Below are 21,633 nucleotides of genomic sequence, written 5' to 3'. Positions count from 1 at the left end.
CCCACCTGGTCCGGGGTCCTGCGGGGGCGGTTACGCTCGTTGCCGTTGTTGCCGCGAGTGAAGAGAGCGCCACCGTGACGCACCCGTTTCTGGACCTGGCCCCGCTCGGTGCGGACCGTTTCGCCGCGATCGAGGACCGTGTGGCCCGGCTGCTGGGCACCGAGCAGGACGTCCTGATCATGCAGGGCGAGGCACTGCTGCCGCTGGAGGGCGCGATCCGTGCCGCGGCCGGTCCGGGCACGACGGCCCTGAACGTGATCACGGGCCCCTACGGGCAGACCTTCGGCGACTGGCTGCGGGACTGCGGGGCGACGGTGGTCGACCTGGCGGTGCCCTTCCACACGGCGGTCACGGCCCAGCAGATCCGGCAGGCCTTCGCCGAGCACCCGGAGATCGACTTCGTGTCGCTGGTGCACGCGGAGGCGGCGACCGGCAACACCAATCCGGTCGCGGAGATCGGCGCGGTGGTACGGGAGCACGGGGCCCTGTTCTATCTGGACGCGGTGGCGTCGATCGGTGCCGAGCCGGTGCTGCCGGACGCGTGGGGCGTGGACCTGTGCGTGATCGGGGCGCAGAAGGCGATGGGCGGGCCCGCCGGTGTGTCGGCCGTGTCGGTGAGCGAGCGGGCCTGGGCGCGGATGGCGGCGAACCCGCGGGCGCCGCGCCGGTCGTACCTGTCGCTGCTCGACTGGAAGGAGCGGTGGCTCGACGGCGGCCGCAAGGCGCTGCCGCACGCTCCGGCGCAGTTGGAGATGCTGGCGCTTGAGGCGTGCGTGGAGCGGATCGAGGCGGCGGGGCCGGACACCGTGATGGCCCGGCACGCCTGTGCCGCGGCGGCCACGCGGGCCGGGGCGGTCGCGCTCGGCGGCGGGCTGGAGCCGTATGTGTACGAGGCCCGGGACGCGGCGCCGGTCGCCACGACGCTGAGGGTGCCGTCCGGGGTGGTGGCGTCGCAGCTGGTGGCCAGGGCGCTCCAGGCGGATCCGGCGGTGCCGCTCGCTGCGGGCGGGGGTGCGCTGGCCAAGGAGATGATCCGGGTCAACCACTACGGGGCGGACGCGACGCCGGGGGCCGTGCGGGCGAGCCTGGCGGCCTTGGGGACCGCGCTCTCGGAGTCGGGCCTGTCGGTGGATGTGACGGGAGCACTGCGGACGGCCGAGCAGACGTGGCAGCAGCCCACGCCCACCACCGGGCGGTAGCCCGGACCCGCCACCGCCAATCCGCGCCCGGCGCCAGGCGAGAGCCCGGATCCACCGTCGGCACCCCACGCCCGCCACCAGGCGAAAGCCGGGCCCCGCCGCCGACAAACCGCGCCCGCCACCGGGCACGAGCCCGGACCGACCCACCGCCGACAACCCGCGCCCGCCCGCCACCAGGCGGCAACCCACGCCCGCCACCGGGCGAAAGCCGGGACCCACCGTCGACAACCCACGCCCGCCGCCAGGCGAAAGCCCGGACCCGCCGTCGACAAACCGCGCCCGCCACCGGGCACGAGCCCGGACCGACCCACCGCCGACAACCCGCGCCCGCCCGCCACCAGGCGGAAGCCCACGCCCGCCACCAGGCGAAAACCGGGACCCACAGCCGGCAGCCCACGCCCGCCACCAGGCGGAAGCCCGGACCCACCGCCGCCAGACCACGCCGCCGCCAGGCGAAAGCCCGGGCCCACCGCCGTTGTCAGTGCACCATGGCATCCTCCCCGTATGACCACTGACACTCCCACCGACACCTCCGCCGACGCCCCCCACACCCTTCCCGACGGCCGTCCCGTCCCGCACCTCACGGGTGGCGAGCGGGACATGCTCGAGAGCTGGCTGGACTTCCACCGGGCCACGCTGGAGCTGAAGTGCGCCGGGCTGGACGACGCGCAGGTGCGGACGGCGTCCGCCGAGCCGTCCGGGCTGACGCTGCTCGGGCTGGTGCAGCATCTCGCCGAGGTCGAGCGGAACTGGTTCCAGCGGGTGGCCGCCGGCCTCGACGTGCCACCGGTGTACGAGGACAGCACCGGCTACACGCTGGACCCCGGGCGGGGGCTCGACGAGGCGCTCGGGATCTGGCGACGGGAGATCGCGCGGGGCCGCGAGCTGTGCGCCGGGCTGCCGCTGGACCACATCGGGCGGGTCGCCGAGGGGCCGGTGCCCGGGATGGAGGTCAGCATGCGCTGGGTGCTGATCCACATGATCGAGGAGTACGCACGGCACAACGGCCACGCCGATCTCCTGCGCGAACGCATCGACGGAGTGACCGGGGCTTGAATTGCCGTGCTTTCCGAAGCGACCCATATGTAAGCTGGCACACAATTAAGAATTCTTCCAAGAACAGCTTCCCGTATTCTTCTGCCCGCTTTCTCCGATCCTAAACCCAAAGATTTTGAGAACACTCGGAGAGGGAATTCGGGAAGATCTCGTGGGGATTACATGGCTGTGACGCGTTACACACCGTGACCATTATGCCCGGTATTATCCGGGCAATATCGGGCATAATTCCGCCCCATGGCGTGAAGCCTCGCGCTCGCGCGATAACACAGACCCGGCTCATCCGTAACCCCTCTCGGCGATGCAATTTCGAATTTCGCTGGGTAAGTTCAATTCGCATGACTGCCGTACAAGCAGATCCGCAAATCGACCGCCCCACGGCGGCTGACGGAGCCGCACTGTGGCGGATGGCGAAGGACTCGAAGGTTCTCGACCTGAACTCGTCCTACAGCTATCTGCTGTGGTGTCGTGACTTCGCGGCCACCTCGGCCGTAGCGCGTGACGAGCACGGCGAGCCGATGGGTTTCATCACCGGGTACGTGCGGCCGGCCAGCCCGCGCACCCTGCTGGTCTGGCAGGTGGCTGTGGACGTGGCGCACCGCGGGCGCGGGCTGGCCGCCACGCTGCTCGACGGTCTGGTCGCCCGGACCGTCACCGAGCGCGGGGTGACGACGCTGGAGACCACCATCACCCCGGGCAACACCGCCTCGGAGCGCCTGTTCACGTCGTTCGCCGAGCGGCACGGCGCCCGGCTGGAGCGCGAGGTGCTGTTCGACACGGCCATGTTCCCCGACGGGCCGCACGACCCCGAGGTCCTGTACCGCATCAGCCCGCTGGCCCCCTGACTTCCCCCGACTCCCGCAGACTTCCCCCACGCATCGAGGAGCGATTCGTCGTGACCATCACCCAGCCCGACCTGAGTGTCTTCGAGACCGTCGAGTCCGAGGTACGCAGCTACTGCCGCGGCTGGCCCACCGTCTTCGACCGTGCGGTGGGCAGCCGCATGTACGACGAGGACGGCCATGAGTACCTCGACTTCTTCGCCGGAGCCGGGTCACTGAACTACGGGCACAACAACCCCGTCCTGAAACGCGCCCTGATCGACTACCTGGAGCGCGACGGCGTCACGCACGGGCTCGACATGTCGACCACCGCCAAGCGCACGTTCCTGGAGGCCTTCCAGAACCTGCTGCTGCGGCCGCGCGACCTGCCGTACAAGGTCATGTTCCCGGGCCCGACCGGGACCAACGCCGTGGAGGCCGCGCTGAAGCTGGCGCGGAAGGTGAAGGGGCGCGAGTCGATCGTGTCGTTCACCAACGCCTTCCACGGCATGTCGCTGGGCTCGCTGGCCGTGACCGGCAACGCCTTCAAGCGGGCCGGCGCCGGTATCCCGCTGGTGCACGGCACGCCCATGCCGTTCGACAACTACTTCGACGGCACCGTCGAGGACTTCCTGTGGTTCGAGCGGCTGCTGGAGGACCAGGGCTCCGGCCTGAACAAGCCGGCCGCCGTGATCGTCGAGACCGTGCAGGGCGAGGGCGGCATCAACGTGGCCCGGCCCGAGTGGCTGCGCGCCCTGTCGGAGCTGTGCGAGCGGCAGGACATGCTGCTGATCGTCGACGACATCCAGATGGGCTGCGGCCGTACCGGCGCCTTCTTCTCCTTCGAGGAGGCGGGCATCACGCCGGACATCGTCACCGTCTCGAAGTCGATCAGCGGCTACGGCCTGCCCATGTCGCTGTGCCTGTTCAAGCCTGAGCTGGATGTGTGGGAGCCGGGCGAGCACAACGGCACCTTCCGCGGCAACAACCCCGCCTTCGTCACGGCCACCGCGGCCCTGGAGGCGTACTGGGCCGACGGCTCCGCGATGGAGAAGCAGACCCGCAAGCGCGGCGAGCAGGTCGAGCAGGCGCTGATCTCCATCACCGAGGAGAACCTGGCCGACGTGAAGGAGTACCGGGGCCGCGGCCTGGTGTGGGGCATGGAGTTCCACGACAAGGACCGCGCGGGCAAGGTCGCCAGGCGCGCCTTCGAGCTCGGGCTGCTCATCGAGACGTCCGGGCCCGAGAGCGAGGTCGTGAAACTGCTCCCGGCCCTGACCATCACGCCGGAGGAACTGGACGAGGGCCTGTCGACGCTGGCCCGCGCCGTCCGCGAGACCGCCTGACCGAAGCACCCGCACCACCCCATTGAGGAGGCATCGCAGCACCGTGATTGTCCGTTCGTTCAAGGAGATCGAAGGTACCGACCGGCACGTGAAGTCGGCGTCCGGCACGTGGGAGAGCAAACGCATCGTCCTCGCCAAGGAGAAGGTCGGCTTCTCCCTGCACGAGACGATCCTGTACGCGGGTACGGAGACGTCGATGTGGTATGCGAACCACATCGAGGCCGTCGTCTGCGTGGAGGGCGAGGCCGAGCTCACCGACCGCGAGACCGGGAAGTCGTACACCATCACGCCCGGGACCATGTACCTCCTGGACGGGCACGAGAAGCACACGCTGCGGATCAAGAAGGACTTCCGCTGCCTCTGCGTCTTCAATCCGCCCGTGACCGGACGGGAGGACCACGACGAGAACGGCGTTTACCCGCTGCTCACCGAGGAGGTGTGACGTTTCATGACCGCCACCACCGACACCACCACCGGTATCCCCGACCTCTATCCCAGTCGGGGCGCCACCGAGGTGCTCACCCCGCGCCAGGACCCGGTCGTCTGGGGCGCCCCGGACGCGCCCGGCCCGGTCGCGCCGGCCGACCTGCTCTCCTTCGAACGTGACGGCTTCCTCGCCATCGACGAGCTGATCACCGACGACGAGGTCGCCGTCTACCGGAACGAGCTGAACCGGCTGGTGAACGACCCGGACATCCGTGCCGACGAGCGGTCGATCGTCGAGCCGAAGTCCAAGGAGATCCGCTCGGTCTTCGAGGTCCACAAGATCAGCGAGGTGTTCGCGCGGCTGGTGCGGGACGAGCGGGTCGTCGGCCGGGCGCGGCAGATCCTCGGCTCGGACGTCTACGTCCACCAGTCGCGGATCAACGTCAAGCCGGGCTTCGGGGCCAGTGGCTTCTACTGGCACTCGGACTTCGAGACGTGGCACGCCGAGGACGGTCTGCCGCGGATGCGCACGGTGTCGGTCTCGATCGCGCTGACCGAGAACTACGACACCAACGGCGGGCTCATGATCATGCCGGGGTCGCACAAGACCTTCCTCGGGTGCGCGGGGGCCACGCCGAAGGACAACTACAAGAAGTCGCTGCAGATGCAGGACGCGGGCACGCCGTCGGACGAGGCGCTGACCCTGCTGGCCTCGCAGCACGGCATCAAGTTGTTCACGGGCAAGGCCGGTTCGGCGACGTGGTTCGACTGCAACTGCATGCACGGTTCCGGCGACAACATCACGCCGTTCCCGCGCAGCAACGTGTTCATCGTGTTCAACAGCGTGGAGAACACGGCGGTGGAGCCGTTCGCGGCGCCGGTGCGGCGTCCGGAGTTCATCGGAGCGAGGGACTTCACTCCGGTGAAGTGACCGCTGCCGCCGGTGAAGTGACCGGGTGACACAGCTGCCGGGTGGGGCCTCCTCGTGTGGGACGGGAGGCCCCGCCCGGTTCTGTCATGCGGCCAGGACTTCGAGCAGCCGGTCGACGTCCGCCGTGGTGTTGTACAGGTGGAACGCCGCCCGCAGGTTCCCCGCCCGGGCGGACACCTCGATGCCCGCCCGGCTCAGCTCGCCCTGCCGGTGGCCGAGCCCCGGCACGGACACGATCGCCGAGCCCGGCGCGGGCACCGGCGCGTGACCCAGCTCGGCGAGCCCGGCGCGGAAGCGGCCCGCGAGGGACACGTCGTGCGCGTGCACGGCGTCGATGCCGATCTCCTCCAGCAGCTCCAGGGAGGCGCGCAGCCCGGCGTAGCTGAAGAGCGCGGGGCTGATGTCGAAGCGCCGTGCGGAGTGGGCGAGTTCCTCGACGGGGCCGTAGCAGCTCTCCCAGGGGACCTCACCGGCGGCCCAGCCGGCGAGCAGCGGTGTGAGGCCGCCGAAGTCCCGCGGGGCGACGAAGAACGCGGCCCCGTGCGGTCCCAGGAGCCACTTGAAGCCGACGGCGGCGAGGAAGTCGTCCGCGTCGGCCTCCATCGGCAGCCAGCCGGCCGACTGGGAGGCGTCGACGTAGGTACGGGCCCCGTGCGCCCGGGCCGCCTCCCGCACGGCCGGCAGGTCGGCGAGCCGGCCGTCGGCGGACTGGACGGTACTGACGGCGACGAGCGCGGTGCCGGGGCGGACGGACTCGGCGAGCCGCTCCAGGGGCACGGCGCGCACCTTGAGGTCGCCGCGCGCGTGGAACGGGTTCACCAGGGAGGCGAAGTCGGCCTCCGCGGTGAGGACTTCGGCGCCCTCGGGCAGTGAGGCGGCGATCAGCCCGCCGTACTCGGCGACCGAGGCGCCGGTGGCGACCCGCTCGGCCGGCACGCCGGCCAGCCGGGCGAACGACGCTCGGGCGGCCTCGACGTCCTCGTACAGGGGGCCCAGGGGCACGCCCTCCGCGCGCATCCGCACCGCCTGGTGCAGGGCGGTGACGGTACGGGCGGGCAGGAGCCCGTTGCTCGCGGTGTTCAGGTAGGTGTGCTTCGGGGCGAACTCGGCACGGACGAGGTTCTCGAAGGTCTCCATGGAACCACTCTGCGTCCCCTGGATGTCCCCGTCCATCGCCGATTACTGCGTGATGTCGCTAAGAGGCGCTTATACATACGCCCCGACCTGCGGCTTCAGCGCTGGGGCACCGCACAGCCGTCCGGGCCGCAGGCGTCCGAGTCCCCACTGTCCCCGCTGTCGACGATCGTCAGGGGCGAGCGCTCGCCGTACGCCCGGGTCAGGGCCTGGGCGAAGACCTCCGCGGGCTGGGCGCCGGAGACGCCGTACGTGCGGTCGAGCACGAAGAACGGCACACCGCTCGCGCCGAGCTGCGCGGCTTCCCGCTCGTCGGCGCGGACGTCGTCGGCGTAGGCGCCGGGGTCGGCGAGCACCGCGCGGACGGCTGCCGCCTCCAGCCCGGCGGCCACGGCGAGCTCCACGAGCCGCTCGTCGTCGTTGAAGACGGAGCGCTCCTCGGCGAAGTTCGCCCGGTAGAGCAGGTCGAGCAGCCGCTCCTGGTGCCCCTGCTCCTTGGCGAAGTGCAGCAGGCGGTGCATGTCGAAGGTGCTGCCGTGGTCGCGGCCCCGGGTGCGGTAGTCCAGCCCCTCGGCGGCGGCCTGCGCGCCCAGGTTGTCCTCACCGGCCTCGGCCTGGGCCTCGCTCATGCCGTACTTCATGGTGAGCATCGTGATCACGGGCTGGATGTCGTCCTTGGCCCGGCCCGGGTCCAGCTCGAAGGAGCGGTGCACCACCTCGACGTCGTCGCGGTGCGGGAAGTCCCGCAGCGCCTTCTCGAAGCGGGCTTTGCCCACGTAGCACCAGGGGCAGGCGATGTCGCTCCAGATCTCGACGCGCATGTCTTCGGCTCTCTCCAGCTCGTACGGGGTGCGGAGGCTCCCTCCGCCGAGTTGGTGAACGTTCAAGCAGCCGGGTTCATTCCGCGGGGAGGGGGAGCCGCATCGTCAGGTGGTGATCCCCCGGCTCGGCAGGTTCCGGCACCCACCCGTGCCGCCGGTAGAACCGCTGCGCCCGCCGGTTGTCGACGTGCACGTCGAGAACGGCCGTCCGCTTGCCACCGGATGCCCACGCCTCGGCGCAGGCCGCATGCAGGGCGCTGCCGACGCCGCGGCGCCAGTGGCCGGGGTCGACGTGGAACTGGAACAGCTTCACCGTCTCCGCCGGGGCGCCCTCGGGGGTGCGGAAGGAGGCCAGGCCGACCATGCGGCCCTCCTCGACGGCGCACAGCACCCGGCCGTCCGGTCGCGCGAGGGCGCTGCGCCAGGCGGCGAGCCAGTCGGTGCCGTCCTGCGGCGGCCCGTCGGGGTAGTAGGTCGCCCGGGCCCGCGCGTGCAGGGCGACGATGTCCGCCACCTCGTCGGGCAGAGCGGTACGGATCACGGCCATGCCTCAGCTGCCGTCGCGCAGGTCGTTCGGCCAGTGGGGCCGGAACTCGATGTGGTCGTACGTCACCACGCAGCCCTCCCCCATCGGCGACTGGGTCATGAAGCCGATCAGGGCCGCGCCCGTCTCCTTCTCGTCGCCGAGGGTGAAGAGGCGGACGAAGGTCCAGCGCTCACCGTCACGGGAGGCGTGGAAGGCGAAGGCGCGGCCGGTGCGGCTCACCCGGAGCCAGACGGAACCGCCGTCGACGGTGAAGGAGTTGGCGTCGTCGGAGTGCCCCCGGGTGACCACCGTGCAGACGGTGGGCACGTCCGGGGAGTACTCCAGACAGAGCTTGGCCCAGGCGCGCTCGCCGACATGGACGTAGAGCACCCCGGCGTCGAAGGCCGCGCCGAACCCCACCGTGACCCTGGCGATCAGCTGAAAGTCCCCTTCGGGCGCCCCCAGCAGCCGCGGCGCGTCGGAGGCGGGGTCCAGCCCCTCCCCGGTAGGCGGCACAAACCGATCCTGCCGGGCCCCGGCCCACCCGCTCAGCACCCCGCCCTCATGGGACCAGTGGGCCTCGGGCCCGTAAGAGCGCAGGGGGAAAGGAAGTTCGGGAAGTTCGAGATCCATTCGACCAAGTCTTTCAGGTCCGGCCTCCAGGGGCGCGGGGAACTGCGCGATCAACCACAACGAACCGGCAGCCCGCAGATCACCCGCACCCCTACGGCGCTACGCGATCAACGCTCAAGTCGCCCGTTGAACCGCCGAGGCAGCCCCAACGGGTTCTCATCCCGCAGCTCCGCCGGAAGCAGCGCCTGCGGAGCGTTCTGATAGACAACCGGCCGCAGCCACCGCTCGATCGCCGTCCCGCCCACCGACGTGGACGTCGACGTCGTCGCCGGGTAAGGCCCACCGTGATGCTGAGCCGGCGCGACGGCAACCCCCGTCGGCCACCCGTTCACCAGCACACGCCCGGCCAGCGGCGTCAGCTCCTGCAGCAGCTCCGCGCCCCGGCCCTCGCCCGCGGCCTCCTCCTCGGACAGCTGCACGGTCGCCGTGAGGTTCCCCGGCAGCCGCGACAGCACGGCCTTCACCTCGTCCTCGTCCTCGTAGCGGGCCACCACCGTGACCGGCCCGAAGCACTCCTCCAGGAGCAGGTCGTGCTCGCCCTCCGCCGCCAGCCTGCTCGCCGGCACCGTGAGGAAGCCCGCGCTGACGGTGTGCTCGCCGCCCGCGCCGGGGGTGACCGGGGAGTCGACGTCGGGCAGCTCGGTCCGCTCGGCGACACCGGCCACGAAGTTGTCGCGCATCCGGTGGTCGAGCAGCACCCCGGCGTCGGTGTCGCTGACGGCGTCGGTCAGCGACTTCAGCAGGGCGTCACCGGCGGCGCCGGACGGCGCGAGGACGAGGCCCGGCTTCACACAGAACTGGCCGACGCCCAGCGTCATCGAGCCGGCGAGGCCCGCACCGATCGCCTCGGCCCGCTCGGCGGCGGCGGCCTCGGTGACGACGACCGGGTTCAGCGAGCCCAGCTCGCCGTGGAACGGGATCGGCACGGGACGCGCGGCGGCCGCGTCGAACAGCGCACGCCCACCCCGTACGGAACCGGTGAAGCCGGCCGCCGCGACCAGCGGGTGCTTGATCAGCTCGACGCCCGCCTCGAAGCCGTGCACCAGCCCGACGACGCCCTCGGGGATGTCGTGCCGGGCGGCGGCGCGGCGCAGCACCTTCGCGACGTACTCGGACAGGGCCGGGTGGTCCGGGTGCGCCTTGACCACCACGGGGCAGCCGGCCGCGAGGGCGCTCGCGGTGTCGCCGCCGGCGACGGAGAAGGCGAAGGGGAAGTTCGACGCCGAGTAGACGGCCACGACACCGAGGGGCACCTTGTAGCGGCGCAGGTCCGGGATCGGCGGGGTCGCGGTGTCGTCGGGGTGGTTGATGACGACGTCGAGGAAGGCGCCCTCGTCGACGATGTCGGCGAAGGCCCGCAGCTGGTAGCAGGTGCGGGCGAGCTCGCCGGTCAGCCGGACCGGGCCGAGCGCGGTCTCGGCGTCGGCGGTCTCGACGAGGCCGTCCTTGGCCGCCTGGAGCTCCTCGGCGGCGCTGCGCAGGAAGGCCGCGCGGACGGTACGGTCCGCGAGTGAGCCACGCGCCTCGTGCGCGGCACGGACGGCGGCGTCGACCTCCTGGGCTGTGGCCTCCACCGCAACCTGTTCACGCTGCTTCCCGGTTCGGGGGTCGACACTCCAGACTGGTGCTGCTGCCACCGCGGGTCCCTCCACACATGTAATGCCGCAGTACTGGGTCACCCACCAGGGACGTTCGATATACTGAACGCTGTCTCTGATGATGAATATGCTGTGGAGACTATTTCCCGTCGAACGAAGGGGTCAAGGGCGATGTCGGCTGGCGAGACGGGCGGCGGGGCGCAGGTCAAGTCCGCGGTACGAACGGTTGAACTGCTCGAATACTTCGCCGGGCGTCCCGGTATGCACTCCCTCGCGGCGGTCCAGGAGGCCGTCGGATACCCCAAGTCCAGTCTTTACATGCTGCTGCGCACGCTCGTCGAGCTGGGCTGGGTGGAGACGGACGCGACGGGCACGCGGTACGGCATCGGGGTGCGTGCCCTGCTGGTCGGCACGTCGTACATCGACGGTGACGAGGTCGTGGCGGCGGCCCGCCCGACGCTGGACCGCCTCTCGGACGACACGACCGAGACGATCCACCTCGCCCGCCTCGACGGCACGAACGTCGTCTACCTCGCCACCCGCCAGTCGCAGCACTACCTTCGCCCCTTCACCCGGGTCGGCCGCCGCCTGCCCGCGCACTCCACCTCCCTCGGCAAGGCCCTGCTGAGCACCTACTCGGACGAGCAGGTCCGCAAGATGCTCCCGGAGACCCTGCCGGCGCTGACCGAGAACACGATCACCGACCGCGAGAAGCTCATCGAGGAGCTGGCCCAGGTCCGGGAGCAGGGCTTCGCCGTGGACCGCGAGGAGAACACGCTGGGGCTGCGCTGCTTCGGCGTGGCCATCCCGTACCGCACGCCGGCGCGGGACGCGATCAGTTGCTCGGTGCCGGTGGCACGGCTCACGCCGGCGCACGAACAGCTGGTGAAGGACGCGCTGTTCGACGCGCGGGACCGGCTGACCCTGGCCACCCGTAGGCTCTGAGGCATGAACGTCGAGCTGCGCGAGGTCCACGACAGCGATCTGCCGGTCTTCTTCCGGCAGATGAACGACCCCGAGGCGCTCCATATGGCGGCCTTCGTCCCCAAGGACCCGGCCGACCGGGACGCCTTCGACGCCCACTGGGCCAAGATCCGGTCCTCGTCCGACGTGGTGCGGACCGTCCTGGCCGACGGCGACGTGGTCGGCAGCGCGGCGGTGTACGGCGTGCCGGGCGAACGCGAGGTGACGTACTGGGTCGACCGTGCGTACTGGGGCCAGGGCATCGCCACGGCGGCCCTGCGGGCGCTGCTGACGGAGGTGCCCGAGCGTCCTCTGTACGCACGGGCGGCGTCGGACAACGCGGGCTCGCTGCGCGTCCTGGAGAAGTGCGGCTTCCGTGCCGTCGCGACGGCCAGCGGGTACGCCTCCGCGCGGGGCGCGGAGATCGAGGAGACGGTGCTCCTGCTGGAGGGCTGAGCCGCCCTCCCCCGTCCGGAGGAGGAGAATCGTCATCGCGCAGGAGGTGCCGCCGGCCTGCCGCGCGGGAGCCTGATCGCATGACGCGGTCACCTCGTATGACACAGGCACTCGCTCCCGCCGATGAGGGCGGCTTCCACATGCTGGAAGCGGTGTTCGTGCTGTTCCTCCTCGCGGCCGTCGCCGGCGGCTTCCCGCCGGCCTTCCGGCGGGACCGGGCGCTGCCCGTGGTGGTGCCGGTCGGCCTGGCCTGGGCCGGCCCGGGCGCCGTGGCCTGCCGGGGCGGCCGGCGGTCGCTCGCCTCCCTCGGCGGTGCCGAGCGCTCGGCCAGGGCCGCGTGAGGCAGGTCGCCCGGGCCCTGTTCGGCCGGCGGGCCCGGCTGCGCTGGGTGCATCTGATCCTCGGCGGCGCGCTCGCCATGCCGTACGTCCTGGTCGGTTCGGTGATCATCGGTCCGGCCACCGGCGACACGGACGTCTTCGGGTCCTTTCCCCTCCAGCTCGCCTCCTTCGGCGTGGGGCTGCCGCTCGCCGCCGTGACGTCCCTGTTCCCGCTGACCCGGCCGCTGGAGGCCGCCGCCGTGCGCTGGCTGTGCGGTGTCGACACGGACCGGCTCGCCTTCGGGCCGGCGCGGACGCGGGGCGAGAAGGGCCGTACGGCGGGCTGGTTCACCCTGCATCTCGGGGTCGGCGGGATCATCGCCGGGATGTCGCTGGCCCTGCCGCCGTTCGCCGTCGTGCTGATCGCGCTGCCGGTCGTCGCGGGACTGGGCGGCACCCGGCTCGGGCTGCCCGGAGTCCTCGGCCACGCCTGGGCGCCCGCGCTCGCGCCGGTCGCGGGCGCGGCGATGCTCGTCGCCCTGGCGGGTTGCGCGGCCGGCGGCGGCGCGCTGCTGGCCCGCTGGGCACCGGCGTTGCTCGGCCCGTCCGCCGAGGGCCGGCTCGCGGCCGCCGAGGCACGCGCCGCCGACCTGGCCGTACGCAACCGGCTGGCGCGGGAGCTGCACGACTGTGTCGGCCACGCGCTGAGCGCGGTCGGTCTCCAGGCGAGCGCGGCGCGCCGCGTCCTCGACTCCGACCCGGAGTTCGTCCGCGAGGCCCTCGCCGCGATCGAGGACACGACCCGGCGCACCGTCGGCGAACTCGACGCCGTGCTGGGCGTGTTGCGCGAGGGCGACGGGCCCGGCACCGCCCCGGCGCCGACCCTCGCGGCCGACCTCGACGGGCTGCTGCGCCGCACCCGGGCGGGCGGACAGCGCGTGACGGCCACGGTCGGCCCCGACCTGGGGGTGCTGCCCGCGCTGCTGTCCCGGGAGGGCTACCGGATCGTGCAGGAGGGGCTGAGCAACGCCCTCAGGCACGCGGGCGGCCGGGTCGCCGTGGACGTGCGGATCGAGGTGGCCGACGGGGAGCTGGCGATCACCGTCGAGAATCCGGTGACCGGCCTTGCCACGGTCACGGGTCCCGCGTCCTCCCGCCCCGGCGGCGGCCACGGACTGCGCGGCATCGCGGACCGGGTCAGGCTGCTGGGCGGGACCATGACGGCCGGACCGGCGATCGGTTCGGCCGGATCGGCCGGATCGGCCGGGAAGAGCTGGCGGTTGCACGTACGTCTGCCGACGAAAGGACCCGCATGACCCGCCCCTCCCCCGTCCGTGTCGTCCTCGCCGACGACGAGCGCATGGTCCGCACCGCGCTGCGCGCCATCCTCTCCGCCGAGCCCGACCTGGAGGTGGTGGGCGAGGCGGCCACCGGCGCCGAGGCCGTGTCGGTCGTCCGGGACCTGCGGCCGGACGTCGTCCTCATGGACGTCCGCATGCCGGAGGTCGACGGCATCCGCGCCACCGAGCAGATCCTCGCCACGCTGGACGAGCCGCCCCGGATCGTCGTCGTGACGACCTTCGAGAACGACTCCTACGTGTACGACGCGCTGCGCGCGGGAGCCGCCGGGTTCCTGCTGAAGCGGGCGGACGCCGACGCGCTCGTGCAGGCGGTCCGGCTGCTGGCGCGCAGCGACAGCCTGCTGTTCCCGGCGGCGGTCCGCACACTGGCGACGGAGCACGCACACGCGCACCCGGCGCCGCCGGAGTGGGCGGCTAAGCTCACGGGCCGCGAGCGGGAGGTGCTGCGGCACATGGCGGAGGGGCTGACCAACGCGGAGATCGCCCGCCGGATGGAGGTCGGCCCCGCCACCGTGAAGTCGCACGTGGCGGCGGTACTGGCCAAGACGGGCACCCGGGACCGCACGCAGGCGGTCATCGCGGCGTACGAGGCGGGCTTCCTGAACGCCGGATGAGAAAAACGGACGGGTGGGAACGATCCACCCCACCTGGCTCGTCCTCATGTTCGGGATGAACAAGACGATCAGGCGCGCCTCGGTCTTCACACTGCTGCTGGTGTTCTCTCTGCTGGTCAGGGCGACCTGGGTGCAGTACTACGAGGGCCAGGCGCTCGCAGACGACAAGGACAACCGGCGGAACGCGATCGAGACGTACTCGGCGCCGCTCGGGAACATCATCGTGGGCGGCCGGTCGGTCACCGGCTCGGCCTCGACGAAGGGCAGCGACCTCAAGTACAAGCGCACGTACACGGACGGCGAGCTGTACGCGGCGGTGACGGGCTACGCCTCGCAGGCGTACGCCCCGACCCAGTTGGAGGGCATCTACACCGACCTCCTCAACGGCACGGACAGCCGTCTGAAGTCCGTGATGGACACCATCACCAACCAGCGGGCCGCCCCGGGCAACGTGGTCACGACGATCGACCCGGACGTGCAGAAGGCGGCGTACGACGCGCTCGGCGACAAGAAGGGCGGGGCCGTCGCCATCGACCCGAAGACCGGGAAGATCCTCGCGGTCGTGTCGACCCCGTCGTACGACCCCTCGTCGCTGACCGACGCCAACACCGCGGGGGCGGCCTGGGAGAAGCTCACGGCCGACCCGGAGAAGCCACTGGTCAACCGCGCGCTGCGGCAGCCGCTGCCGCCGGGTTCGACGTTCAAGCTGGTCGTGGCGGCGGCAGCGCTGGAGGACGGGCTGTACTCGTCGGTGGACGAGAAGACCGCCAGCCCCGACCCGTACAGGCTGCCGGACACGACCCGGGACCTGTCGAACGAGAACCCGAACGCGCCCTGTACGAACGCCACGATCCGTACGGCGCTGGAGTACTCGTGCAACAACGTCTTCGCGAAGATGGCCGTCCAGCTGGGCCAGGACAAGGTGAAGGCGATGGCCGAGAAGTTCGGCTTCGACGACGACAAGCTGGACGTGCCGGTCCGGGCCTACACGAGCGTGTACCCCTCGGACATGTACCCGTCGCAGACGGCCCTGACGGGCATCGGCCAGTTCGACGTCACCGCGACGCCGCTGCAGATGGCCATGGTGTCGGCGGCCATAGCCAACGGCGGCAAGCTGGTATCGCCGCATATGGTTTCGCAGATCACCAACAGCGGCGGTGATGTGTTGCAGGACTATGACGACGAGGCGGGCTCGAAGGAGATCGTCAGCTCTTCGACCGCCGAGCAGTTGCAGTCGGCGATGCAGACGGTCGTGGAGAAGGGCACGGGCACGAACGCCCAGGTTCCGGGCGCGACGGTGGGCGGCAAGACGGGTACGGCCCAGCACGGCGAGAACAACAGCCAGGTGCCGTACGCCTGGTTCACCTCGTACGGGAAGTCGGACTCGTCGGGCAAGGAGGTCGCCGTGGCGGTCGTCGTCGAGCAGTCGAACGCGGCCCGCTCGGAGGTCAGCGGCAACGGCCTGGCGGCACCGGTCGCCAAGGCGATGATGGAAGCGGCGCTGAAGGACTGAACCCCGGCCGCACGAAAGCCGTCTGTAAAGACAGACGGGCCGCCCCCTTCCCCCCGGGGGCGGCCCTTCGCGCTACTTGGCTCCCAGGAGCTGCTCGACCGGGTCGATCGCGAAGTACACGAGGAACAGCACCGAGGTCCCCCACAGCAGCCAGTGGATCTCCCTGGCCTTGCCGAGGACGGTCTTGATGACGACGTAGGCGAGGAAGCCGGCGCCGATGCCGTTGGTGATGGAGTAGGTGAACGGCATCACGGCGATGGTGAGGAACGCCGGGATGGCGATGTCGTACCGGTCCCAGTCGATGTGCTTGACCTGGGTCATCATCAGGAAGCCGACGGCGACCAGGGCGGGGGCGGCGGCCTGGAGCGGGACGATGGTGAGCAGCGGGGTCAGGAACAGCGCGAGGCCGAACAGGCCGCCGGTGACGAGGTTGGAGAAGCCGGTGCGCGAGCCCTCGCCGACGCCGGCCGCCGATTCGATGTAGGAGGTCGCCGAGGAGGCCGAGGCCGCGCCGCCCGCGACCGCCGCGGCACCGTCGATCAGCAGCACCCGGCCGAGGTTCGGGACTTTGCCCTCCTCGTCGAGCAGGCCTGCCTCGGCGCTGATGCCGACGACGGTGCCCATGGTGTCGAAGAAGTCGGACAGGATCAGGGTGAAGACCAGCAGGACGACGGTGATGACCCCGACGCCGGGGGCGCTGAAGGCCCCGAACAGGTCGAAGTGGCCGATGAGTCCGAAGTCGGGGGCGTCGACGAGCTTGTCGGGCCAGGACGGTGTGGTCAGGCCCCAGGTCTTGATGTCGGCCATGGAGTTGATCACTATCGCCAGCGCCGTCATGGTGACGATGCTGATCAGGATGGCGCCCTTGACCTTGCGGGCGAGCAGGCCGATCGTCAGCAGGACGCCGAGGCAGAAGACGAGCATCGGCCAGCCGGTGAGCGTTCCCGTGCCGCCCAGCTGAACCGGCACGGTGGTGTTCGCGGCGTCCGGGATGCGGCTGACGAACCCGGCGTCGACGAAGCCGATGAAGGCGATGAACAGGCCGATGCCGACGCTGATCGCCTGCTTGAGCGGCTGGGGTATGGCGTGCATGACGGCCTCGCGCAGGCCGGTCACCACCAGCACGCAGATCAGCAGGCCTTCGAGGACGATGAGGCCCATCGCGTCGTCCCAGCTCATCAGCGGGGCGATCTGGAAGGCGACCACGGCGTTCAGGCCGAGTCCGGCCGCGAGGGCGAGGGGCAGATTGCCGCCCACACCCATGATGATCGTCATGACCGCGGCCACCAGGGCGGTGGCGGTGGTGAGCTGGACGGCGTCCAGCTGGTGCCCGAACTTGTCCTTGGCGCTGCCCAGGATGATGGGATTCAGGACAAGGATGTAGGCCATCGTGAAGAACGTGGCGAAGCCGCCGCGTATCTCACGGCCGAAGGTGGATCCCCGCTCGGAGACCTTGAAGAACCGGTCGACGCTGTTCACCGCCGGTGGTGCGGCGCCGGGCCGGTCGGCCACCTTCTGCGATTCGGACATGGCGAGTGCTCCTCGGTGCCTGGGTGATCGGTGTGCGGATGCTGGCTGGATTGTCCCCGCGTTGAACCACGTTCAGGTTTTCTTCGTGTTACGGAATCGGAGTCCGGCCCGCCATACGCTGTTCGAAGCTCCGTACGAACCGTCCTGAGAACGCTGCTACGCTTCCCGATCTCGTCCGGGCCTCCCCCGGATGATCACATGTCATCAACATGACACTCACAGGCACCCCGGCCCCGGAGTGCCCGAAGCCGCTGCGAGGAGAGGTCGCCCGTGGGCACAGTCGTCGACGACGCCGCCTCCGTGGAGTTCCACGCCTTCTTCGAGCGTCACTACGCCGAACTGTCCCGGCTGGCCTATCTGCTGACCGGCGAGTCGGACACCGCCGACGATCTGGCGGCGGACGCGTTGCTGGCGCTGTGGCACCGCTGGGACCGGGTGCGCGCGGCCGACCATCCGGCGGCCTACGCGCGCGGTGTGGTCGCCAACCTCGCCCGCACCCGGATCCGCAGCGCCGTGCGCGAGCGGCGGCGCATCGCCCTGTTCTGGTCGCAGCGCGAGGAGAACACCGAGAACCCGGACGTCGCGGGTGTCGTCGACGTCCAGGAGGCGTTACGCAGGCTGCCGTTCCGCAAGCGTGCCTGTGTGGTGCTGCGGCACGCCTTCGACCTGTCGGAGAAGGACACCGCGCTCGCCCTCGGCGTCTCGGTGGGTACGGTGAAGAGCCAGACCTCCAAGGGAATGGCCGAACTCCAGCGGTTGCTGGGCACACAGGGAGTACCGCAGCGGATGCACGCGGCGGTGGGCGCTCCCCGTTGCTCGCCGGTCGTGGAAGGCTTGCGGGCGCGCACCGGTGAGGGCGGAGGAAGGGACCGATGACGATGCGGCGGGACGTGCACGAGGAGCTGCGCGCCCGGCTGCACGAGGCGGCCGGGACGCACGAGCCCGACCGGGAGCAGATCCTGGCCCGGGTGGAGCGCGGTATGGCCGGTCCGGCGGTCTCCGGCCACCGGGCGACGCGTTCGCCGGTGGTCGGGTGGATGCGGGTGGCCGGTGCGACGGCCGCGGTGGCGGGTGTGCTGGCGGTGGGCGGGTACGCGGTCGCGTCCGCGGTGAAGGAGGAGACCGCCGCCCCGCAGCGGCAGGACGTGGCGACCTCGCCGACGCCCACGCCGTCGCCGGAGGCGACGAGCCGGGCCCCCGCGCCGCCGGTGGATCCCACCCCGTCCACGCCGCCGCAGCGCCGCGAGTCCGCTCCGCCGCCCTCGCGGATGCCGAGCACCTCCGTCACCGGGCGCCCGCCGGCCGCCACCGAGGACGGTCCCCTGTGGTCGGACGGCTCGGTCGACCCGCACAGCAACGACTTCTGGGCGCAGAGCAACGTCACGATCAAGACGCGCACGGAACTGACCGCGCTGACCGTGCGGTTGAGCGTCGCCCAGACCGGCGGGGTCTCCGACGCGGGCGCCTGGCGGTCGCTGCCCGAGCAGGACTTCACACTCACGGTCGGAGAGCGGGACGGCTTCCTCGTCTACACCTGGACCCTGAAGGAGGGCCGTAAGGTCCCGGCGGGCGCGTGGGTGTTCGCGGGCCAGTTCGACCACGAGCGCGGCGGCCGGGACGCGGGCGCCGACCGCTACGCGGTGACGGCCGCCGCCGGCTCGGAACGGCTGTCCGTGGGCGGCGGTTTCGCGGCCGTGGACGACACCGACGACGACTCGTGAAAAATCTCTGAAGACGCGGCAACCCTTCCCTCACGGGTGGCGACCACCAGGCGCAAGAGTCACCCCCCATTGAGGAATCGGTACATGACTGCACCAGCAGAACAGCGCGTCAGCCACCGCCGCGGGGTCACGAAGCGGCGTGCCGTGATCACCGGGTTGGCCGCCTTCGGCATCACGGGAGCGGCGATCGTCACCACGTCGATGCTGTCCACCGCGGGCGCCGCGACCCCGTGGCCCACGGACAAGGGCAAGACGCCCGTGTCGAAGACCATCCCGGTCTCCGGCGTCCGCGACGGCGGCATGAAGATGTTCTACGGCACCGGCGCGCTCGGCGGCGGCAGCCAGGACGAGGGCCAGGACCCCATCTTCGAGCTGGCCGACGGCGCCGTCCTCAAGAACGTCATCATCGGCACCCCGGCCGCCGACGGCGTGCACTGCAAGGGCAGCTGCACGCTGCAGAACGTGTGGTGGACGGACGTCGGCGAGGACGCCGCCAGCTTCAAGGGCAAGTCGTCGTCGGCCGTGTACAAGGTGATCGGCGGCGGCGCGAAGAACGCCGACGACAAGGTGCTGCAGTTCAACGGCGCCGGGACGCTGAACGTGTCGGGCTTCCAGGTGCAGAACGCCGGGAAGCTGGTGCGCTCCTGCGGCAACTGCAAGACGCAGTTCAAGCGCACGGTCGTGCTGAACGACATCGACGTGACGGCGCCGATGAAGGCGATCGTCGGCGTGAACGCCAACTACGGCGACACGGCGACGCTGTCGAAGATCCGCATCCACGGCGACACCAAGAAGAAGATCAAGACGTGTGTGCGCTTCGAGGGCAACAACACGGGCAAGGAGCCCAAGGAGCTGACCCCGCCCGGACCTGACGGCAAGACCTGCAAGTTCAAGGCCTCGGACATCAGCTACCAGTGACGCCGCGGCACGTGTGAGCTCCGGCCGGCCCTGATCCCCCCTTGGGCCGGCCGGCTGCCGGGTGTCCGGGCCCCCAGCCGGACGTCCCGGCGCCCCGGCCCTCCGGAGCCCCCCTCCGGACGGCCGGCAGTCGCCCCCGCCGGTGCGAACCGGCGGGGGCGTCGTCGTACCTGTCCGCGCACCCGCTTGAATTGATGCGCCTATCGCATGGACAGATCTCGGTTTGATGCTGGACACGGATCCCGTGGCGCTCCGAAACTCTCGCGTAACACCTCGGCCCGCCCCCCCCAGCTCGATGACCGAGACGAGGACCCATGAGATCGATCCCCAGACGTACGGTGCTCGCTGTCACGGCGGGCGCGGTCGCGGCGCCGGCCGTGAGCACGGCGACCGCGGACGCTGCCCCGACAGCCCTGCCCGAAGGACGGCAAGCCACCCCAGGGCCCAACCCGGTCCTGCGGACGGACCTCCTCACGCAGGTGACTCCGAGGAACAACTGGCTGGTGACAGCGGTCGCCCTCCAGTACGCGCACCCCATCGACTTACGCGGCGGGACGGTCCCGCCCACCGCCTTCCAGGTGCGGGCCACCGTGGGCGGGCGGACCGCGGCCCGCACGGTGACCCGGGTCTACACCCACACCTCCGCCGCGGTGGACGACCGCTCCCGCCCCGGACGACCGGGGGACCGCCTGATCATCGAGCTCGATCCGAACGACTCCAACGCACGGGCGGTCGGCACCACCGATCCCCTTCCGCTCGACCGTGCCTACTCCGTCGGACAGGTGGCGGACGTGCGCACCCCGGAGGGTGAACCGGTACTCGAAGCGGGCCCGTTCGCGCACCGCAACGACGACGTCATCACGCCCGTGGTCGACGACTTCGCCGCCGGTTCCTTCACCGACTCCGCGGGCTTCGAACTGGACTTCCGGCTGTACCGGCCTGCGGGATTCCTGCGGAACCCGGGGACCCGCACCCGCTATCCGCTCGTCGTCACCCTGCACGGCGGTGGCGAAGTCGCGGACAACAACATGACCCAGCTCACTTCCAACCGGGTCGCGGTCACGTTCGCCAAACCCGAACGACAGCGCCGCGACCCCGCGTTCGTCCTCTCTCCGCAGATCCCCCTGCCCCGTCCCATGGACGGACCCGACGGCACGGACTGGACCGACGCGAAGGTCCAGGCCGCGCTGATCGAACTCATCGACACCTTCGTGCGCGAGCACGCGGGCCACGTGGACACCGACCGGCTCTATCTGGTCGGCCTGTCCTCAGGCGGTCGCGGCATCTACAGCCTGCTGGCCGAGCGACCCGACGTGTTCGCGGCCGCCCTGCCCACGGCCGGCTGGGGCGACCCGGCCACCATGGACAGGATCGCGCACATCCCGATCTGGGCCGACCACTCGGTCGACGACCCGGTCGTCCCCTACCGGGAAGGCCGGTTCGGCAACCCCGGCACCTGGACGTTGATGAACGCGCTGGAGACCGCCGGTGCCCGGGTCACCCGTGGGGAGTGGGCCAACGACCTGCCGAAGGCACAGTTCGAGGCCCGGTCACGGGCCCTCCTGAGGCAGGCCCGGGCCACCCGCGGCCACACCCTGTTCACGAGCTACACGGCCGGAACGACACCGGTGAGCCCCCACCTGGCGTGGGCCCAGACGTACGAGAACGACGTGGTCATCGACTGGCTCTTCGCACAGTCCCGTTCGCACAGTCCCGCCAGCGCCTTCCGGAGGTAGAGCAATGCGT

General features: G+C 71.0%; 22 protein-coding genes. 16 read left to right on the top strand and 6 right to left on the bottom strand.

The window, feature by feature from the left end; all coding sequences use genetic code 11:
- The first annotated feature begins 74 nt into the window (after window positions 1-74).
- The 6 genes from ACFZDA_RS24970 (at window position 75) to thpD (ending at window position 5,779) form a co-directional block, all read left to right on the top strand.
- Complete coding sequence (locus ACFZDA_RS24970) at window positions 75-1,199, top strand: aminotransferase class V-fold PLP-dependent enzyme (protein ID WP_391085562.1); 1,125 nt, start codon at window positions 75-77, stop codon at window positions 1,197-1,199.
- 504 nt (window positions 1,200-1,703) lie between these two features.
- A complete protein-coding gene (locus ACFZDA_RS24965) occupies window positions 1,704-2,255 on the top strand; it encodes a DUF664 domain-containing protein (RefSeq protein WP_391085560.1) in 552 nt (183 codons plus the stop codon).
- A 338-nt stretch (window positions 2,256-2,593) separates the two neighbouring features.
- Complete coding sequence (gene ectA / locus ACFZDA_RS24960; protein ID WP_391085558.1) at window positions 2,594-3,100, top strand: diaminobutyrate acetyltransferase; 507 nt, start codon at window positions 2,594-2,596, stop codon at window positions 3,098-3,100.
- Between the two features lie 50 nt (window positions 3,101-3,150).
- Window positions 3,151-4,422: a diaminobutyrate--2-oxoglutarate transaminase gene (ectB, locus tag ACFZDA_RS24955; RefSeq protein WP_391085556.1), complete on the top strand. Its 1,272-nt coding sequence runs from the start codon at window positions 3,151-3,153 to the stop codon at window positions 4,420-4,422.
- Window positions 4,423-4,465: 43 nt separating this feature from the next.
- Window positions 4,466-4,864, top strand: a complete 399-nt coding sequence (locus ACFZDA_RS24950; RefSeq protein WP_059422332.1) for an ectoine synthase — start codon at window positions 4,466-4,468, stop codon at window positions 4,862-4,864.
- 6 nt (window positions 4,865-4,870) lie between these two features.
- Window positions 4,871-5,779 (top strand): ectoine hydroxylase, encoded by a 909-nt coding sequence (gene thpD, locus ACFZDA_RS24945; RefSeq protein ID WP_391085553.1) that lies wholly within the window; start codon window positions 4,871-4,873, stop codon window positions 5,777-5,779.
- A gap of 84 nt (window positions 5,780-5,863) precedes the next feature.
- Here the strand turns inward: thpD and ACFZDA_RS24940 are convergent, their stop codons facing one another.
- The 5 genes from ACFZDA_RS24940 to ACFZDA_RS24920 all read right to left on the bottom strand — a co-directional run bounded on the left by ACFZDA_RS24940 (window position 5,864) and on the right by ACFZDA_RS24920 (window position 10,530).
- Window positions 5,864-6,916: an aminotransferase class V-fold PLP-dependent enzyme gene (locus tag ACFZDA_RS24940; RefSeq protein WP_391085552.1), complete on the bottom strand. Its 1,053-nt coding sequence runs from the start codon at window positions 6,914-6,916 to the stop codon at window positions 5,864-5,866.
- Between the two features lie 95 nt (window positions 6,917-7,011).
- The gene (locus ACFZDA_RS24935; RefSeq protein ID WP_391085550.1) at window positions 7,012-7,734 is read right to left on the bottom strand and encodes a DsbA family protein; all 723 of its coding nucleotides are present in this window, start codon (window positions 7,732-7,734) and stop codon (window positions 7,012-7,014) included.
- Window positions 7,735-7,810: 76 nt separating this feature from the next.
- A complete protein-coding gene (locus ACFZDA_RS24930) occupies window positions 7,811-8,281 on the bottom strand; it encodes a GNAT family N-acetyltransferase (RefSeq protein ID WP_391085548.1) in 471 nt (156 codons plus the stop codon).
- Window positions 8,282-8,284: 3 nt separating this feature from the next.
- Window positions 8,285-8,893: a DUF1349 domain-containing protein gene (locus ACFZDA_RS24925; protein WP_391085547.1), complete on the bottom strand. Its 609-nt coding sequence runs from the start codon at window positions 8,891-8,893 to the stop codon at window positions 8,285-8,287.
- A 107-nt stretch (window positions 8,894-9,000) separates the two neighbouring features.
- Window positions 9,001-10,530, bottom strand: a complete 1,530-nt coding sequence (locus ACFZDA_RS24920) for an aldehyde dehydrogenase family protein (RefSeq protein ID WP_391085545.1) — start codon at window positions 10,528-10,530, stop codon at window positions 9,001-9,003.
- 132 nt (window positions 10,531-10,662) lie between these two features.
- On the opposite strand from ACFZDA_RS24920, the gene ACFZDA_RS24915 reads away from it, so the two are divergent.
- The 6 genes from ACFZDA_RS24915 (at window position 10,663) to ACFZDA_RS24890 (ending at window position 15,718) form a co-directional block, all read left to right on the top strand.
- Complete coding sequence (locus ACFZDA_RS24915; protein WP_020277261.1) at window positions 10,663-11,436, top strand: IclR family transcriptional regulator; 774 nt, start codon at window positions 10,663-10,665, stop codon at window positions 11,434-11,436.
- A gap of 3 nt (window positions 11,437-11,439) precedes the next feature.
- Window positions 11,440-11,910 carry a GNAT family N-acetyltransferase gene (locus ACFZDA_RS24910; RefSeq protein WP_391085542.1) on the top strand — a complete coding sequence of 157 codons (471 nt, stop codon included), beginning with the start codon at window positions 11,440-11,442 and terminating at the stop codon, window positions 11,908-11,910.
- 80 nt (window positions 11,911-11,990) lie between these two features.
- The gene (locus ACFZDA_RS24905; RefSeq protein WP_391085540.1) at window positions 11,991-12,251 is read left to right on the top strand and encodes a hypothetical protein; all 261 of its coding nucleotides are present in this window, start codon (window positions 11,991-11,993) and stop codon (window positions 12,249-12,251) included.
- Window positions 12,248-13,546 carry a histidine kinase gene (locus ACFZDA_RS24900; protein ID WP_391085538.1) on the top strand — a complete coding sequence of 433 codons (1,299 nt, stop codon included), beginning with the start codon at window positions 12,248-12,250 and terminating at the stop codon, window positions 13,544-13,546. Before ACFZDA_RS24905 ends, ACFZDA_RS24900 begins: the two co-directional genes overlap by 4 nt.
- Complete coding sequence (locus ACFZDA_RS24895; RefSeq protein WP_391085536.1) at window positions 13,543-14,205, top strand: response regulator; 663 nt, start codon at window positions 13,543-13,545, stop codon at window positions 14,203-14,205. The genes ACFZDA_RS24900 and ACFZDA_RS24895 overlap by 4 nt, the downstream gene beginning before the upstream one ends.
- A gap of 55 nt (window positions 14,206-14,260) precedes the next feature.
- On the top strand, window positions 14,261-15,718 hold the full coding sequence (locus ACFZDA_RS24890; RefSeq protein ID WP_391085745.1) for a penicillin-binding transpeptidase domain-containing protein: 1,458 nt from the start codon (window positions 14,261-14,263) through the stop codon (window positions 15,716-15,718).
- 72 nt (window positions 15,719-15,790) lie between these two features.
- On the opposite strand, the gene ACFZDA_RS24885 is transcribed toward ACFZDA_RS24890, so the two are convergent.
- Window positions 15,791-17,248 carry a solute carrier family 23 protein gene (locus ACFZDA_RS24885; RefSeq protein WP_391085534.1) on the bottom strand — a complete coding sequence of 486 codons (1,458 nt, stop codon included), beginning with the start codon at window positions 17,246-17,248 and terminating at the stop codon, window positions 15,791-15,793.
- A 270-nt stretch (window positions 17,249-17,518) separates the two neighbouring features.
- Between ACFZDA_RS24885 and ACFZDA_RS24880 the strand changes: the two genes are divergently transcribed.
- From ACFZDA_RS24880 to ACFZDA_RS24865, 4 genes are all read left to right on the top strand, one after another.
- Complete coding sequence (locus ACFZDA_RS24880) at window positions 17,519-18,124, top strand: SigE family RNA polymerase sigma factor (protein ID WP_391085533.1); 606 nt, start codon at window positions 17,519-17,521, stop codon at window positions 18,122-18,124.
- Window positions 18,121-18,969 carry a hypothetical protein gene (locus ACFZDA_RS24875; RefSeq protein ID WP_391085531.1) on the top strand — a complete coding sequence of 283 codons (849 nt, stop codon included), beginning with the start codon at window positions 18,121-18,123 and terminating at the stop codon, window positions 18,967-18,969. The genes ACFZDA_RS24880 and ACFZDA_RS24875 overlap by 4 nt, the downstream gene beginning before the upstream one ends.
- Window positions 18,970-19,053: 84 nt before the next feature.
- The gene (locus ACFZDA_RS24870; protein ID WP_391085529.1) at window positions 19,054-19,887 is read left to right on the top strand and encodes a pectate lyase; all 834 of its coding nucleotides are present in this window, start codon (window positions 19,054-19,056) and stop codon (window positions 19,885-19,887) included.
- Between the two features lie 314 nt (window positions 19,888-20,201).
- Complete coding sequence (locus ACFZDA_RS24865) at window positions 20,202-21,623, top strand: prolyl oligopeptidase family serine peptidase (RefSeq protein WP_391085527.1); 1,422 nt, start codon at window positions 20,202-20,204, stop codon at window positions 21,621-21,623.
- The last annotated feature ends 10 nt before the right edge of the window (window positions 21,624-21,633 follow it).

It is taken from the genome of Streptomyces sp. NPDC007991 (assembly GCF_042958445.1).
Lineage (GTDB): Bacteria > Actinomycetota > Actinomycetes > Streptomycetales > Streptomycetaceae > Streptomyces.
This window is presented reverse-complemented; position numbering and strand designations above follow the sequence as displayed.